Origin of the sequence: Cryobacterium melibiosiphilum (assembly GCF_003602235.1) — a bacterium.
In the GTDB taxonomy this organism is placed as follows: domain Bacteria; phylum Actinomycetota; class Actinomycetes; order Actinomycetales; family Microbacteriaceae; genus Cryobacterium; species Cryobacterium melibiosiphilum.
In genome coordinates, this window is record NZ_QZVS01000057.1 from 1 (window position 1) to 16,888 (window position 16,888).

The window sequence follows — 16,888 nt, forward strand, 5'->3', positions numbered from 1 at the left end:
GCCGGGTCCGCCCGTCTCGCGGGAGGGCGAGCGGCCGGCGGCGCCGGCGCGGCGGGAGGCGTGGGCCCCTCGGGGCGGGTGCCCCTGGCCGAGCCGCTGTCCGGGCACCGGCACCCGTCAGTGCACGGTACCGGCGGCAGCCGCAGTGCCCTCGGCGCCTCGGTCACCGTTCTCAGCCGACCGCGACGGCGGGTGGGCCTGATCTGGGCGCTCGTAGCGGCATCCGTCGTCGTTGTCGCCGGGGCCGGCGTGGGGGCGGCCGCCCTGCTGCAGGCCACCGACGCGGCCATTCCCAGCGTCACGAACGTTGACGGCTCCGCCGCCGGCGGCAGTGTGCTCTTCGAATGGTCCGACCCGGGAACCCGTGACGGCGACAGCTATGTCGTCGCGCTGCGCTCGGGGGAGACCAGCATCCAGCGCGGCACGGCCTTCACCGTCGACCCGCACGGTGAGGCCAGCGTCTGCGTGACCGTCACGGTCAACCGTGCCGGTCAGTATGGCGAGCCCAGTGGGGAAAAGTGCGTCGACGTCACCGGCGACGTCGCCGGGGACGCCCAGTGAACCTGGCCGGCGAGGGGTCGCGGCGAGCCCGCGTCGGGCCGTGGCTCGCCGCTCACCGTTCCGGAACGCTCACCAGTCTCGCGAGCACCCTCGTCGTGGCCCTCATCGCCACCCTCGCGGTCGTCTCGGGCGGCTACACGGCACAGCGCCTCGACCTGAACGATGCGGCGGTCTGGGTCGCGAACGAAAGCCGCCAGGCCGTCGGGCGGGCCAACACCGCCGTGCTTGAACTGAACACCGTCGTCGAGACCGGCCGGGCAAGCCTCGACGTGCGCCAGGCGGGCGAGACGGTGCTCGTCGTCGACCGGGCTAACAGTTCGCTCGAAATCCTCGACCCAGCCACGGCTGAACTGTCCGACAGTGTGGCGTTGCCGCCGAACGCCCCCGAGGTATTGCTCGCCGGCGACCGCACGGTGGTGGCCGCCAACGGCGATGTCTGGAATCTCTCGACGGCCCAGGTCGCCGATTTCGACAGTGTGAGTTCCCCCGACCTCGCGCTCGGGAGCGGTTCGGTGGTGAGCCTGGACTCCGAGGGGCTGCTCTTTTCCTATACCCCGGCCACCGACACCCTGGTGTCCGCGGCGGTGCAGACTTCCGATCGCATCACGGCCTCGGTCACGGTCGACGGCGGTGACCCCGACGATGTCTACGACCTGACCAGCGTGGATGGTGACTGGGCACTGCTGAACGTCACCCGCGGCATCCTCTACCTGGACGACCGAGAGGTCGACCTGTCCGCGCTCCTGACGGATGGCGCCGCGCTGCAGGCGGCCACACCCCGCGGCGACCGGGTCCTGGTGGCGCACGCGGGCGGGCTCATCGCCGTGCCGCTCGGCGGCGGAGAACCGCAGGAACTGGTCGCGGGGCGAAACGGCGTGTCCGCACAACCGATCTCCGTCGACGGATGCGATTATGCGGCCTGGGCAGATGGTGCCGCCTGGCAAAGCTGCGCGTCCGCGACGGGCACGCGCACCGGAGACGGTGAGGTTGCGACGCTCGACTCCCTCGCCGGGGATGCCCGCCTCCAGTTTCAGGTGAACGGAACCGGTGTCGTGCTGAACGATGCCCGCAATGGGGCTGCCTGGGCCGTGCAGCGTGGAACAGCGCTCATCGACAACTGGGACGAGCTGATCGACAGCGTCGTGGACCCCGAACGTGTCGAGGAAAACCTCGAGGACGCACCGGAATTCGAGGACACCCAGCTGCCTCCGGTCGCGGAAGATGATGAGTTTGGTGGGCGACCCGGCCACGCCGTCACCCTGCCCGTCTTGCTCAACGACTACGACCCCAACGACGACGTGCTGATGATCACCGACGTGACCCCGATCGACCCCGCGCAGGGGCAGCTCGATCTCATCGCCAACAGCCAGCAGATTCAGCTGACCGTGGGTTCCGCTGCACAGGGCACCTTCGATTTTGACTACACCATCAGCGATGGCCGGGGCGGAACGGCGGCGGCGACGGTCACCATCGCCGTGCGCCAGCCCGGCGAGAATTCCGCACCCGTGCAGGTGCGTGCGAGTACCGCGTCGGTGGAGGCCGGTTCGGCCACCACCACCCAGATCCTCGGGGACTGGGTCGATCCCGACGGCGATCCGTTCTACCTGACGGCGGCGAACGTGGCGGCGCCCGACACCGTCTCCTCCACCCCGAACGGTGCCGTCACCTTCACTCACGGCGGAACCAGTGCCTCGGACGGCGGGGGTGCCGACAGCACCGCTGAGGGAGCGGTCCAGGTTGGACTGGTCGTGTCGGACGGCAGCCTCGACGGCACCGGCACGCTCAACGTCACGGTGCGGCCGGTCGGAGCCGTGCCGATCGTCGCCGACACGTTCCTCGTGCTCGCCACGGCCGGAGCCGAGGTGACGGTGTCTCCCCTCGAGCACGTCCGGGGCGGGTCGGGGGCGTTGCGGCTCAGCACCGTGCCGGCGAAGTCGGACGTGACCATCACGACCGACGTCAACGCGGGCACGTTTCGATTTCTGAGCAGCGTCGTCGGCCCGCACTACCTCGAGTTCGTGGTCACCGACGATTCCGGAACGACCGCCGTCGGCCAGGTGCGCGTGCAGGTGACCGCGGCCGACGATGCTGCGAGCACTCCGATCACCGTGCCGCACACCGCGTTCATTCGCGGCCAGGAATCGGTTCTCGTGGATGTCCTGGCGGGCGATATCGACCCGGGCGGCGGCGTGCTGCTGGTCACCGGCACGATGAACGTGCCGGGCGGCAGCGGCCTGCGGGTCGAGGTGCTCGACCAGCGACTGCTGCGGGTGACGCTCACCAAACCGCTGGACGGGCCGGTCAGCTTTTCGTACCGGGTCAGCAACGGCCTGGCCTCAGCCGACGGCACCGTGACCGTCATCGAACTGCCGGCGCTCGCGCGCAAGCAGGCCCCGGTCGCCCGGCCGGACAGCATCTCGGTGCGCGTCGGCGACGCGATCGACATCCCGGTGCTCGCCAATGACGAACACCCCGATGGCGACCCGTTGACCCTGGCGGCGGAGCTGGCGACCCCGCTCGGCGGCGACGCCGGCCTGCTGTTCGTGGCCGGGAGCGGACTGCGGTATCTCGCCCCCGACGCGCCGGGTAACTTCACGGCCGTGTACCGGGTGAATGCCCCCGACGGTCAGTTCGCCAACGCCGAGGTGTCCATCTCGGTGCGCGAGGTCGACCGTGATGCCAACCGGCCCCCGATCCCGAAGACCGTGACCGCTCGGGTGCTGGCCGGCGAGACCGTGCGCATACCGATCCCGCTGGCCGGCATCGACCCGGACGGCGACTCCGTTCAGCTGCTGGGGCAGGAAACCAACCCCGAAAAGGGTGCCGTCACCGGCGTTGGCGCCGACTGGATCGAGTTCGAATCCGGCGACTACGCGGCCGGAACCGACTCGTTCAGCTACGCGGTCATCGACGCGCTCGGCGCGCGGGCGACCGGCCTCGTACGGGTCGGCATCAGTGCCAGGCTCGACGGCGCACGCAACCCGATCGCCGCCCCCGACGAGGTCGTCGTTCGGCCGGGCAGCACGGTGTCGGTGCGGGTGCTCGCCAACGACTCCGACCCGGACGGCGGCGACCTCAGCCTGCTGGGCGTCGAACCGACGGATGCCGCCGGGATCGCGAGCATCGACGGCGACGTGATCTCGGTGCAGGCCCCGAACGCCGAGGGCCGGACCGGTTTCATCTACGAGATCCAGAATGAGCGCGGCGGCACCGGCTCCAGCTTCCTCACCGTGGTGGTCGACCGGGACGCCCCACGGGCCCATCCCGACGCACGCGATACCGTGCTGACCCTCTCCGACGTGCTCGATCGGTCCACCATCGACGTCGACGTGCTCGACCGCGTTTTCTTCGCCGAGGGGCCGGCCAGCGAGCTGGTCCTCGGCGTGCTGCCGGGATACGCCCGTGACGCGGAGGTCACGAACACGCAGCGCATCCGTGTCACGCTCGGCGATGACAGCCAGATCATCCCGTTCTCCGTGACCCACCCCGACGACGAGAGCATCGTCTCGTACGCCTTCATCTGGGTTCCGGGCTACAGCGACGCCCTGCCGCAGCTGCGCACGAACGTCGCGCCGCTGACGATCGCCAGCGAGTCCAGCCTGAGCATCACCATCAACGAGTATGTCGTCGCCGTGGGTGGAAAAAACGTTTCACTGACCGACGAAGCCGCCGTGAGGGCGAGCCACTCCGACGGCGCGGACCTCGTCGAGTCCGCGGAGCGTCTCGTCTTCACCAGTGCTGACGGCTATTACGGACCGGCGTCGATCTCCTTCGAGGTGACGGATGCCCGCCGGGCGGGCGATTCCGAGGCCCGCATCGCCACGATCGTGCTGCCGATCACGGTGACCCCCAGGGAGAACCAGCCGCCGGCCTTCGACGGCGCCGTCCTTGATTTCGAACCGGACCAGACCACGGTCATCGACCTGCAAAAACTCACGTCGTATCCCTACCCCGACGCGGTCGACGAACTCGTATACTCCGTGCTCGAACCCGACCCGACCGGCTTCGACTACTCCCTGGCCGGATCGCTGCTGACCATCCACGCCGGTGAGGGTACCGAGAAGGGCAGCGAGAGCGCCCTGGCCATCGGGGTGCGCGACGACCTGAGTGAGGGTACCGCCGGACGCATCGACCTGAACGTCGTCGCGTCGACGAAGCCGCTCGCGATCCCCGCAGCCGACCAGGTGCTCGCACCGCGCGGCCAGACGACGGTCGTCGACGTGCTCGCCAACGACACCGCGACCAACCCGTTCCCGGCCGTGCCCCTGCGAGTCGTCGCGGTCCGAGGCCTTGACGGTTCCGGCGTCCCGGCGGGGGTGACGATCACCCCGAGCGCGGACCGCAGTCGGTTGAGCGTGACCGTCGCCGCCGGCGCCGACCCCGTCGACACGACGGTGCAGTACCAGGTCGCCGACGCCACGGGGGATCCCGACCGGTACGCCTGGGGAACGGTGCGGGTCTCCGTTCAGGACGTTCCCGATCCGGTGAGCCGCGTCACCGTGACCGGTTTCGGCGACGAAACCCTGTCGCTGTCCTTCAACGCCGGTGCCGCCAACAACGCGGCCATCACCGGCTACGACATCACCCTGACCGACGCCGACTCCGGCGCCCCGGTGGGGACGTCCACGTGCGCCGCGACGACCTGCACGGTCCCCACCGGCGGCAACGGCCAGGCCCACTCGGTGCGAGTGTCGGTCACCGCTCTCAACGCCCTCGGGCCGTCGGCAGCGGCCTCCTTCGCAAACGCCGTCTGGTCCGACGTGGTTCCGGCCGCCCCGACCGGCCTGACCGCCGCCCCGCTGGACGCGGCCCTGCGCCTCGGCTGGAAAACCGTCGCCCCGAGTGCGGGCGGAACCGCGGTGCGGAGCTACGTCGTGACCGTCAACGGCAGCGAACGGGCCGATGTCAGCGCCACCGCGTGCTCGGCTGGTGCGTGCAGTCTCGTCGTCGACGGCCTCAGTAACGGATCCGTCGCGTCCTACACCGTCAGCGCCCGCAATGAGGCCTTTCCGGCGCTCTCCACCTGGAACAGCGGCAGCGGTGACGGCACCCCGTACGGGGCGCCACGGGCCGGTGGCCTCACCGCCACGGCGACGGATGCCTCGGGGCGGGTGAGCGTGTCGTGGAACGCCTTCGACGGGGCCGGCTCGGCCATCGGCGGCTACTTCGTGCAGCGTATTGCCGGCGACTCGGCTCCCACCGGCGCGCAGGGATGTTCGGTGAGTGAACCCGCCCCCGGGGCGCTCGCCGCGCCGCGAACCGGCGGGGTCGTCGAGGAACAGCAGACGATGGGGGCAGCGGCCACCTCCGCGACGTTCGAGGTGTCCCTGGCCGACAACCGCAGCTACTCGTTCGTGGTCTGGGGCTACAACCAGGCGGGGTGCGCCGTGACGGCCGTGACGACCGTGAGTGTGAGCCCGGTGCCGGGTGAGATCACGTCGGTGCAGGGCACCATGGAATTGCGCGGCCAGGCGCCGGACGCGATTGCCCGGGACTACCACCTCACCGGCGTTGAGGGGGCGGGAAGCGTCGCGTCATACTACGAGCTGCGCAACGCCGGATCCGGTCGCGACCGGGGGGAGCGCCTGGGCAGCAATGGGGACGGCTGGCCCCGCGAACTTCTCGGTGACTCGTTCGGTGAGACCGTCGACTTCGAGCTGCGTGCGTGCAATGCGGCGGGAATCTGCGGTGCCTGGTCGGATTCATTCCGCGCGCCCGAGGCATCCGTCAGCTTGGCTGTGCGTGGCGTGGCCTACGACGCTGACGCTGGTGTGTTTAGCTGGACGAATGCTCCCGACAACGGCGCGGACCACCCCGCCACCTTCGAATGTTCGGCGAATGCCAACCCCGCGGGAACGCTCGAGGAAGCCGACTCTGACAACACCTGCACCCTCGCTGAACCGGCGGCCGCCGGCGGCGTGACGCTCACCGTGACCGTGGACGGGACCAGCTATGACTATCGGGATTGATGGCACGGATGTCGATGGCACGGCTCTTGACGGCACGGCACTCACCACGGAATTCCAGCACCGAATGAACGGAACCACCCCCACCATGACGATGAGCCCGGACCAGGCCAGCCAGTTCGCCGACGCCTTCGACCGCCTGGTACGCGGGGTCGAACACGTCGTGCTGGGCAAGAAGCACGTGATTCGGCTGGCGTTCGTCGCGCTGCTGAGCGAAGGCCATCTGCTGCTCGAAGACGTGCCGGGCACCGGCAAGACATCGCTCGCCCGGGCGATCGCCCAGAGCGTGCGGGGCACCGCAAACCGGGTGCAGTTCACCCCGGACCTGCTCCCGGGGGACATCACCGGGGTGAGTATCTACGACCAGAAGAGCGGCACGTTCGAGTTCCACCGGGGTCCGATCTTCGCCAACATCGTTCTCGCCGACGAGATCAACCGGGCGAGCCCCAAGACCCAGGCCGCCCTGCTCGAAGTGATGGAAGAAGGACAGGTCACCGCCGATGGCGTGACCCACCCGGTCGGGTCTCCCTTCATGGTCATCGCGACGCAGAACCCGATTGAGCAGTCCGGCACCTACCGGCTGCCCGAGGCGCAGCTGGACCGATTCATCATGAAATCATCGATCGGGTATCCCGATCACGCGTCGACGATCCGCATTCTGGAAGGGGCGAGCGCCCGCCCGCACGACCTCGTCGTGGCTGCGGTGCTGTCGGCCGAAACCGTCGTGGAGCTGGCAAGCCTGGCCCGCACGGTGTTTGTCGACGCGACCATCAACGACTACGTGTCGCGACTGGTCGATGCCACCCGCAACGCCCCGGAGGTGCGCCTCGGCGCCAGCGTGCGCGGGGCCCTCGCGCTGATTCGCACCGCGAAGACCCTGGCCGCGGCGAACGGACGACACTATGTGCTGCCGGACGACGTGAAGGCTCTTGCCGAACCCGTGCTGGCCCATCGGCTCTTGCTCGACCCGGAGGCTGAGTTCGACGGCGTGACCACCTCGAGTGTGATCGCCCAGATCCTGATCGAAACGCCGCCGCCGAGCGAGCGCCAGGCGGGGTGAGCAGCGGGTGACCGAGCACTCATCGGTGCATCGCTCGTCGACCCAGCATTCGTCGACCCAGAACTCCTCGACCCAGCATTCGATGATGCGGCGGGTGACCGGTCCGGGCGGAGGCACGCGCGACGGCCGGTTGGCCGATCTCCTGGACGGGCTCGTCGATCGCAGTCGGAGCCTGCGACGCCACGGCGGCCGGGTGGCGGCCACCATCGGGGCCGTCGTCACGCCACTCGGCTGGAGCCTGGCCCTCGCTGTGGCCCTCGCGTTCCTGGCCGGTTACGCCTTCGGCTGGGCCGAGCTTGTCGCCATCGGCTGGACCGGTGCCGTTCTGTTGCTGGCGGCGGGCGGCTACCTGATCGGCCGGGACGCCTACCGTGTCACCCTGGTGATGCCGGTCACCCGCGTCGTGGCGGGCGAGCGTGCCCCCGGACTGGTCGGCGTCACGAATTCGGGTCGCCGGCACCTGTCCGGCGTCAGCATCGAAGTGCCAGTCGGCGAGGGGCTCGCGACCTTTGTGATGCCCGGACTGACCCGGGGGGCCGCGTTCGAAGACGTGTTTCTCGTTCCGACCACCCGGCGCGGCATCATTGCGGTCGGTCCGGTGCGCACCGTGCGCAGCGACCCCATCGGGCTCGTGCGCAAGGAGCGGGTCTGGGCAGAGCCGCTCGACCTGTTCGTGCATCCCCGCACACTGTCGATTCCGAGCATGAGCACCGGCTTCATTCGGGATCTCGAGGGGCACCCGACCCGCAACCTGACCACCGATGACGTCTCGTTCCATGCGCTGCGCGAGTACGTTGCCGGGGACGAACGCCGCAGCATCCATTGGAAGAGCACGGCAAAAACGGGCACCTTCATGGTGCGCCAGTTCGAGGAGAGCCGGCGCAGCCACCTCATGGTCGCGTTGAGCCTGTTCGAGGGCGACTTCGCGAGCGATGACGAGTTCGAAATGGCCGTCAGCGTCGCCGGTTCCCTCGGCATCCGCGCGATTCGGGACGGCCGCACCGTGTCCGTCGTGGTGAGCGGGCGCGCGCAGGCGGGGTCGCAGGCCGGCCGCCGTTCCCGGGCGCCGCGACGGATGCCCGCGGCTCGGCCGCTGAGCACGATCTCGCGGGCCCGCCTGCTCGACGGCCTCAGCGGTGTTGAACGTGCCGACACGGCGCTGCCGCTGCCGGGCCTCGCGACGGTCGCCGCCGAGAGCGTCGCCGGGATTTCCGTGGCCTTTCTGATTTGCGGGACACCCACGACCCTCGCACAGTTACGGGCCGCGTCGACCCAGTTTCCCTCGGGTGTCGAAGTGGTCGCCGTCGTGTGTGACCCCGAAGCGCCCCCGACCCTGCGCCGGGTGGCCGAATTGAGCGTGCTCACCATCGGGTTCCTGGAAGACCTGCAGAAGAGCCTTGCTCGGTCGGCCGCCGCATGACCGGGCGCCAACGGCGAGCCCCGCTGCGCGCGCCCGACGTGGTCGGAAACCTGGTCGCGCTGCTGCTCGTGACGTGTGCGGCATCCGCCACCCTGTGGCCGAGCTACCAGAGTCGCGCCTTCGTGATCATGGTTGCGGGCGGGTTTCTGCTCGGTGCCACGGTGGCCGTGCTCGGGGCGCGGTTCCGTTGGCCGGCCTGGCTCGTGATCCTCATGTCGATCGGCGGCTTCGGAATCGTGGGTGTGCCGCTGGCCGTTCCCGCACGGGCCGTAAACGGCGTGCTGCCCACGACCGAGGGTGTGCGGGAATTGTTCACGGCGACCGTGCTGGGCTGGAAGCAGCTTGTGACGATCGCACTTCCCGTCGGCGATTACCAGGCGTTGCTGGTGCCGGCGTTGATTCTCGTCCTCGGCTCCACGGTCGTGGGACTCTCGGTCGCACTGCGGTCCGCTCACGGTGAGCTCGCGGTGCTCGCACCGGTCGGACTGTTCCTCGCGGGCATCCTGCTGGGGCCGAGCCGCGCGGCCCGCCCGGTCGAACTCGGGCTGGCCTTCCTGGTGCTGCTTCTGGGGTGGTTGCTGTGGTTTCGGTGGCGCCGCCGCGCCGCCGCGACCCGTCTCGTAGCGGCCCAGTCGACACGCACGATCGAGTCGGTCAGCGATCGACGGCTGGCCGGTGCCCGTCGACTGGTCAGTGCGGCGGTCATCGTCGCCCTAGCGATCGGCGGCGGGACCGCCGCCTCGATCGCCGTGCCGCCGACCGGCGTGCGGGACGTGGTGCGCAGCCACGTGCAGCAACCCTTCAATCCCAACGACTACGCGAGTCCGCTCAGTGCGTTCCGCAGTTATCTGCAGTCTCCTACCGTGGACGAGACCCTGTTTGAGGTGACCGGGCTGCCGGCCGGGGCTCTGCTGCGGCTGGCGACCCTGGACAGCTACAACGGTGTCGTCTACTCCGTGGGCAGCGACGACGCGGAAGCGGAGAGTGCGTCGGGATCGGTCGAATCCGGATCCTTCACCCGGCTGCCGTATCGACTCGACCAGAGCGCGGTCGACGGCGACGACGTCGTGCTGCAGGTCGAGGTGTTCGGTTATACCGGGGTCTGGGTGCCGGGCACTGGCCAGCTTGAGCAGGTCGTTTTCGGCGGCGACACCGCCGTCGCCCGGAGCGATTCGTTCTATTACAACGACGTGGGTGGCTCGGCGGCGGTGCTCGGCGGACTCACCCGTGGCGACCGCTACGAGAGCCGCTCCGTCGTTCCCACTTTTGACGGCAACCTGGCCGACGCCCTGCCCGGTTCGGCGCTGTTGCCCCCGGTCACGGTGCCCGACGGCATGCTGTCCGCGCTCGAGCGGGCACGCCAGGCCGGCCAGGGCCCGGGAGAACGGTTGCAGGCGATGCTCGCCGACCTCATTGCCGAGGGGTACATCAGCCACGGCGTCGGAGCCGACGAACCGGTCAGCCGCTCCGGTCACGGCGCAGACCGCTTGACGGAACTCTTCACGGATGTGCCCATGCTCGGTGACGCGGAGCAGTACGCGGTCGCGGCCGCGATCCTGGCGCGCGGCCTCGGTTTTCCCGCCCGCGTGGTTCTCGGCTTTGCACCGGATGCGACGGCCGACCCCGCAGGCGCCGTCACCGTGACCGGTGCTGATGTGACGGCCTGGCTCGAAGTGCAGACCTCAGCCGACGGCTGGGTCACCGTCGATCCCAACCCTGCCGTGCGCGAGGTGCCGGCGAAAGAACCCGACGACCCGACCGTGGTGTCCCGCCCGCAGTCGGTGCTGCCGCCGCCCGTCGTCGATACCGAGGACCCGTCCGACGCTCCGCCGCCGGACACGTCGGTCGAAGACCCGCCCGCGCCGATCGATCCGCTGCTGGAACTGTTGTTCGCGGTGCTGCGGATCACCGGCCTGAGCCTGTTGGCGCTGTTCGTGCTGCTCTCGCCGGTGATCGCCATGGTGGTGATCAAGAGCCGGCGCCGTTACCTGCGCCGCTCCCGCGGAACCCCGGCCGCGCGGATCGCTGGTGGCTGGCGTGAATTCGCCGACACCGTCACCGATTTCAACGGCCTGTCTGCGGCGGGCATGACCCGGGCCGAGCTGGCCGAATCGGTCGGTGGCGTGCCCACGGTCGGGGGCACCCCGCCGGTCGTGTTCGCCGGGCTCGTCGACCGCGCCGTCTTCGCACCCGGCCCCTCGTCGAGCGCAGACGCAGACCGAGTGTGGGCATCCGTCGGGGCGTTGCGCCGTTCCCTGGCCGTCGAACACACCCGTCGTGACCGTCTTCGCGCGCTGCTCTCGCTGCGTTCGTTCGGTCGCTACGCTGGAGGCAGGAAGTCCACTCGTGGAGCGGGCATTCGTGGAGCGGGAGCAGAGTCGTGACGAGCAAGGCCGGAACAGACGGGGCCGGCGAGCCGAGCGGTGAGACGGCGCGCTGCCGCATCTGCGCGTCGACGCTGCCGCCCGGAGCCATGTTCTGCGGCGAATGCGGCAGCTCGACCTCAGCGACACCGTTGACCCGGCGCCGCCCCGACCCGCGGGGTCGCGACACGACGATCATCCAACCGCTTCCACGGTCGACGGTCATCTCGGTGTCGGTTCCGGATCGCGTTCCGGCACCGCCGCCCGTGGAACGGATCGGTCCGGTGCCGACTTCAGCCCCTGCCGAATCTGCGCCGGCCGTTCTGCCCGACCCCGTCGCTGCGCCCATCACGGAGCCGCCCGCGACGCGGCCCGACGGCGTTCGGTTCGTGCTGCAGTTCAGCACGGGGGAGACGGTGAACGTGCACGGGTCGGGCCTGATCGGTCGGCGCCCGTTGCCGCAGCCGGGTGAAATCTTCGACCATCTGGTTCAGATCCAGGACTCCGGCATGTCGGTGTCCAAGAGTCACCTCGAATTCGGCCAGCACGGCGGCCAGTTCTGGGTGAGCGACCGGTTTTCCGGCAACGGCAGCGTGCTGCAGCGACCCTCGGAGGGTGCGCTGCGCTGTGAACCCGGACGGCGTTACCTGGTGCCTCGAGGATCACGCGTGGACATCGCCGACCAGTATTTCGTGCTCGCCTAGCCGATCGGGCGTGGGGCCGTTCGCGGCCCGTTTCTCTGCGCATTTCTCTGCCCGTTTCTCCACAGGCCGGGTGTGGCCAATGTTGTGCACAATTGGGCAATACTCCGACAACGGATACCGCCCGTCTGCTCTGCTGGGTCCATGGTCATTCGTCGACGGCTCCCCGCTCATACACTCCTGCCTGGTACCCCCGCTCCGGGCAGTGCTGGACCGGGCAGTGCTGGACCGGGCAGTGCTGGACCGGGCAGTGCTGGACCGGGTCGTGCTGGATCGGGTCGTGCTGGACGGGGTGGTGCTGGAACGGGCAGTGTGCCCCTTGATGAGCCCCTGAACCTTCCGCCGCGCCCCACACTGCCACCGGCCCCGGCTTTTCCCCTCGTTGCGTGCCTGGCCCCGCTCGTGGCAGCCGGGGCGATCTATCTGATCACCGGTTCGGCCTTTGCCCTGTTATTCGGTTTCCTGAGCCCGATCATCGCCGTCGGCAGCCTCATGGACGGTCGCCGATCGCGTCGCAGGCAGGGTGCTCGGGATACGCGTGAGCACGCCGTCGCGCTCGGTGCCCTCCGGGAGATCGTTGCCGATCGGCATGAGCGGCTCCGCCTCGCCGCCCGGCGACGCACGCCCGGCGCCCTCGCTCTGCTGTCTCTGCCCGCGGAGGCTGGCCTCTGGTCTCTCCCCGGCGAGACCATGCTGGTGAGCCTCGGACGCGGAACGGTCCCGAGCGGAGTGCAGCTCGGTGGGGCGCGCGACGCGCTCGACGAGCGGGCGCTGCGGGACTGGGCTGCCCTGTTGCCCGGTGCACCTCTGACGACGGATGTCGGGGGTGGACTCGGACTCATCGGTCCGCCGCTACTGACCCGTGCCCTGGCCCGGTCCGTGATCGTGCAATTGTGCTTCGCCCTGCCACCGGACACCGGTTCGGTGGTCGTTCCGCCGGGGGAGGCCTGGCGCTGGGCAGTAGATTTGCCGCACGCTTCCGATCCCGGTGAGGCCCGGCGGTCGGATTATCGCCTGCTGATCATCGATACCACCTTGACCGCGCATGCGAGCGAGAACGCAACCGCGCACGCGAGCGAGAACGCAACCGCGCACCCCAGCGAGCACGCAACCGAGCAGATGCCCGCGCAAGGGGAGCTGCCGCCGCGAGGGAAGTCTCCGGTGGTGGGAATCGTCGAGCGCGGCACCGCCGGGGCCCTCTTTCTCGCGACGGTGGAAGCCGACCTGCCCCGCGGCTGTGCCACGGTCGTGCGGGTACACGGGCCACAGCGCGCAGAGATCGTGCGCGCACCCTCGCCGGGGTCTGGCATCGGTTCTGGCATCGGTTCTGGCACGGGGTCCGGCACAGCGTCGGGGATGGTGCCGGGCACGCTCTGCGAGCCGGAACTGATCACCGCCGAACAGGCCGCGGTGTTCGCCCGAGCGTTGCGCGATCGGGCGACGGCGTCCGGGTTGTCACGCACGCCCAACGCGATACCCTCCGTCGTTTCCTTTGCCTCCCTGCTGCCCGGCAGCTCGTCGGAGACCGATGGCGGAGCATCCGTCGTTGCCCAGCCACCGATGAGCGGGGGACTGGCCTGCCCGGTGGGGGTCACCGCCGCCGGACCGCTGATGCTCGACCTCGTGCGGCAGGGCCCGCACGTGGTCGTCGGCGGCACGACCGGAAGCGGTAAGAGCGAGCTGCTGGTGACCTGGGTGGCCGCGATGGCGGCGTGCTTCGGCCCGGACACCGTGACCTTTCTGCTGGTCGATTTCAAGGGTGGCGCCGCCTTCGGCTCGCTGGTGCACCTGCCGCACTGCGTGGGCATGATCACGGATCTCGACGCGGTGCAGGCCAACCGAGCGCTCGCGAGTCTCTCGGCGGAGTTGCGCTTTCGGGAGAGCGTGCTCCGCGATGCCGGCGTGCGGGACATCTGTGAGCTGTCCGGGCCCGTGTCTTCGGCGACGGCACCGCCGGGCACGGCGCCGCCCGGCCTGCCGCGCCTCGTGATCGTCATCGACGAATTCGCGACCATGCTCGGGGCTTTTCCGGCGCTGCACTCCCTGTTCGTCGACATCGCCGCTCGCGGTCGCTCGCTCGGAGTGCACCTGATCCTGTGTACCCAGCGGCCGGCGGGCGTGGTGCGGGACTCCCTGCTCGCCAACTGCAGCCTGCGACTCTCGCTCAGGGTGAACAATCGGGCCGACAGCGAAGCGGTCATCGGAACGGATGCCGCGGCCGGGCTGCCCGCATCCGTGCCCGGGCGGTGCCTGGTCAGCACCGGGGAGGGGCCACCCGAGCTCGGTCAGATCGCCACCACCACGGCGGTCGACCTCGTCGCGCTCGCCGCACGCCGAACGCACGGCGGCGCCCTCCCGGGCGCCTCCCCGCGTCGGCCGTGGCTCGACCCGCTGCCGCGGGTGCTGCTCGAGTCCGATCTGGGCCGCGGTATCGATCCAGCCGACACTGAACTCGCCGACGCTCAACTGGCCGACGCTGAACCCTCATTTCGGTTGGGCCTGGCCGACGAGCCGGAGCATCAGCGTTATCGGGTGGCCCGCTACCGACCCGAACACGACGGGCACCTGCTCGTGGTGGGCGACGCGGGATCGGGCAAGTCGTCGCTGCTGGCGACCCTGGCCGGACAGGGCGGCGTCACGAGTCGTACTGAACTGGTCCGTGCCGATATCGAGCACCTCTGGGATGCCCTCGTGGCCGCCACCAGTCTGATCGAGACCGGACCGCTCGCTGAACCTATCTCTGAAACGAGCGCTGAAAGGAGCGCTGAAGCCCGCGCCCGGGACAGGCGCTTGCTGCTGATGCTGCTGGATGACGTCGATTCGGTGTACGCGCGCTGGAGCGGTGAACACCAGCAGGCCGCGCTGGACATGCTCACGGGACTGCTGCGCGACGGACCGGGCCAGGGACTGTTTGTGGCGCTCACCGCGCAGCGGCTGTATGGCGGGCTGCGCGGGGTCAGTGCCCACTGCCGCAGCCGGTTGCTCCTGTCCGTGCGCGACCGAGACGACTACCGCGAGGCCGGAGGGCTTGCCGACGTGTTCAGCGACACGCTTCCGCCGGGCGGCGGATATTGGCAGGGGCTGCGCGTACAACTCCTGGCCGCTGCCGCGGGGAATGCCCAGGCGCTGCCCGGGTGCGGCGCACCGGCCTCGCCCGTTGACCCCGCACCGATACTGGACCTCGAGCGGATGCTGCGTCACGCGCCGCTCGTGGTGGTCTCGGGCGCACCCGCCCGCACGATCGCCGGCCTGCGTCGTTCGGTTGGCCCGGAGGTTCGGCTCGTGGACCTCGTCGGCACGTCAGAACTCGGAACCGGTGCGTCTCGCCTGGAGGTGCGGGACGCGACGGCGGGCACGGTGATCGTCGGCGATGCCGACGGGTGGCAGGCCCAGTGGGCGCTTCTCGCCGCCCTGCGCGGGCGCGCCACACTGATCTTCGACGGATGCAGCCTCGCCGACCTGCGCCAGATCACGCACCGGCGCGATCTGCCACCACCGCTGCTGGCCGGCCGTTCGCGTGTGTGGGTGCTCTCGCCCGATGGCGCCCTGTCTCGGGCCACTCTGCCGAATGGGGCTTCGCGGCCCCTGAATCAGTGAGGTCCGGCCGGCTCTGAAGGGACGCGGGCAGGGAGGCTTTGTCGGGGTCCGTGAAGCCTTAGGCGAGCACCTCGGCGAGCGGGCGAAAAGGCAGGTCGTGGGCCTGGGCGACGGGGGAGCTGGCCAGCGCGCCGTCGACCACGTTCAGGCCCAGGGCGAGCGCGGCATCCGCTCGGAGGGCCGCGTGCCAGCCCAGGTTCGCGATCATGCGCACGTACGGAAGGGTGGCGTTGGTGAGGGCGTAGGTCGACGTCGCCGGCACGGCTCCCGGCATGTTCGCCACGCAGTAGAACAGGGACCGATGCACGCGAAATGTGGGGTCGGCGTGGGTGGTGGGGTGGGAGTCGGCGAAGCAGCCGCCCTGGTCGACGGCGATGTCGACGAGCACGCTGCCGGGCTTCATCCGGGAAACAAGTTCGTTGCTGACGAGCTTCGGGGCCTTGGCGCCGGGGATCAGCACGGATCCGATGACCAGGTCGGCCTGCACGACCGCCCTGTCGATCTCAAAACTGTTGGAGGCGATGGTCTTGACCCGGCCGAAGTACAGGGCGTCGAGCTCCCGCAGGCGGAACAGGTTGGTGTCGAGCACGGTGACCTCGGCGCCCAGGCCGAGGGAGATCTGCAGCGCCGCGGTTCCGGCCACCCCGCCGCCGAGCACGGTGATGCGGGCCGGGTGGGTGCCGGGCACGCCGGGTACCAGCAGGCCGGGGCCGCCGTGGGGCTTGAGCATGGCGTTCGCGCCGACGATCGGGGCGAGCCGACCGGCGACCTCGCTCATCGGTGCGAGCAACGGCAGGGCCCGCGACGGCAGTTGCACGGTCTCGTAGGCGATGGCCGTCACGCCGCTCGCAAGCAGGGCTCGGGTCAGCTCCGGCTCAGCCGCCAGGTGCAGGTAGGTGAAGAGCACGAGATGAGACCGGAAGTAGCCGTATTCACTCGCGACCGGTTCTTTCACCTTCAGCAGCAGCTCGGCGATGGCCCAGGTACTCGCGGCGTCGGGAAGGATGGTGGCGCCAGCGGCCGCGTAGGCCGAGTCCGTGATGGTCGAACCGAGACCGGCTCCGGTCTCGACGAAGACCTCGTGGCCGAAGGACACAAGCTCGTGCACCCCCGCCGGGGTGATGGCGACCCGGAACTCGTTGTTCTTGACTTCCCGGGGGATGGCTACCTTCATGAGACTCCTCTGTGAGGTGACGGTGCCGGTGTTGACGGCCCTGTCA

Annotated in this window: 7 protein-coding genes and 1 pseudogene; 7 read left to right on the forward strand and 1 reads right to left on the reverse strand. The window is 69.9% G+C overall.

Annotation, left to right across the window (positions count from 1 at the left end; all coding sequences use genetic code 11):
• The 7 genes and pseudogenes from D6T64_RS03320 to D6T64_RS03355 form a co-directional block, all read left to right on the forward strand.
• A pseudogene (locus D6T64_RS03320) lies at positions 1-561 on the forward strand (hypothetical protein); the annotation flags it as partial.
• On the forward strand, positions 558-6,530 hold the full coding sequence (locus D6T64_RS03325; protein WP_158594787.1) for an Ig-like domain-containing protein: 5,973 nt from the start codon (positions 558-560) through the stop codon (positions 6,528-6,530). The pseudogene D6T64_RS03320 and the gene D6T64_RS03325, both read left to right, overlap by 4 nt.
• Positions 6,531-6,615: 85 nt before the next feature.
• Positions 6,616-7,587: an AAA family ATPase gene (locus D6T64_RS03330; RefSeq protein WP_119971643.1), complete on the forward strand. Its 972-nt coding sequence runs from the start codon at positions 6,616-6,618 to the stop codon at positions 7,585-7,587.
• A gap of 7 nt (positions 7,588-7,594) precedes the next feature.
• Positions 7,595-9,007 carry a DUF58 domain-containing protein gene (locus D6T64_RS03335; protein WP_233550806.1) on the forward strand — a complete coding sequence of 471 codons (1,413 nt, stop codon included), beginning with the start codon at positions 7,595-7,597 and terminating at the stop codon, positions 9,005-9,007.
• Positions 9,004-11,391: a transglutaminase domain-containing protein gene (locus D6T64_RS03340; RefSeq protein ID WP_119971574.1), complete on the forward strand. Its 2,388-nt coding sequence runs from the start codon at positions 9,004-9,006 to the stop codon at positions 11,389-11,391. The genes D6T64_RS03335 and D6T64_RS03340 overlap by 4 nt, the downstream gene beginning before the upstream one ends.
• On the forward strand, positions 11,388-12,074 hold the full coding sequence (locus D6T64_RS03345) for a hypothetical protein (protein WP_233550807.1): 687 nt from the start codon (positions 11,388-11,390) through the stop codon (positions 12,072-12,074). Before D6T64_RS03340 ends, D6T64_RS03345 begins: the two co-directional genes overlap by 4 nt.
• A gap of 309 nt (positions 12,075-12,383) precedes the next feature.
• The gene (locus D6T64_RS03355) at positions 12,384-15,668 is read left to right on the forward strand and encodes an FtsK/SpoIIIE domain-containing protein (protein WP_158594788.1); all 3,285 of its coding nucleotides are present in this window, start codon (positions 12,384-12,386) and stop codon (positions 15,666-15,668) included.
• Positions 15,669-15,726: 58 nt separating this feature from the next.
• Here D6T64_RS03355 and ald read toward each other — a convergent pair whose 3' ends face one another.
• Positions 15,727-16,842, reverse strand: coding sequence for an alanine dehydrogenase (ald, locus tag D6T64_RS03360; protein WP_119971581.1), 1,116 nt, complete (start codon positions 16,840-16,842; stop codon positions 15,727-15,729).
• Positions 16,843-16,888 lie beyond the last annotated feature (46 nt).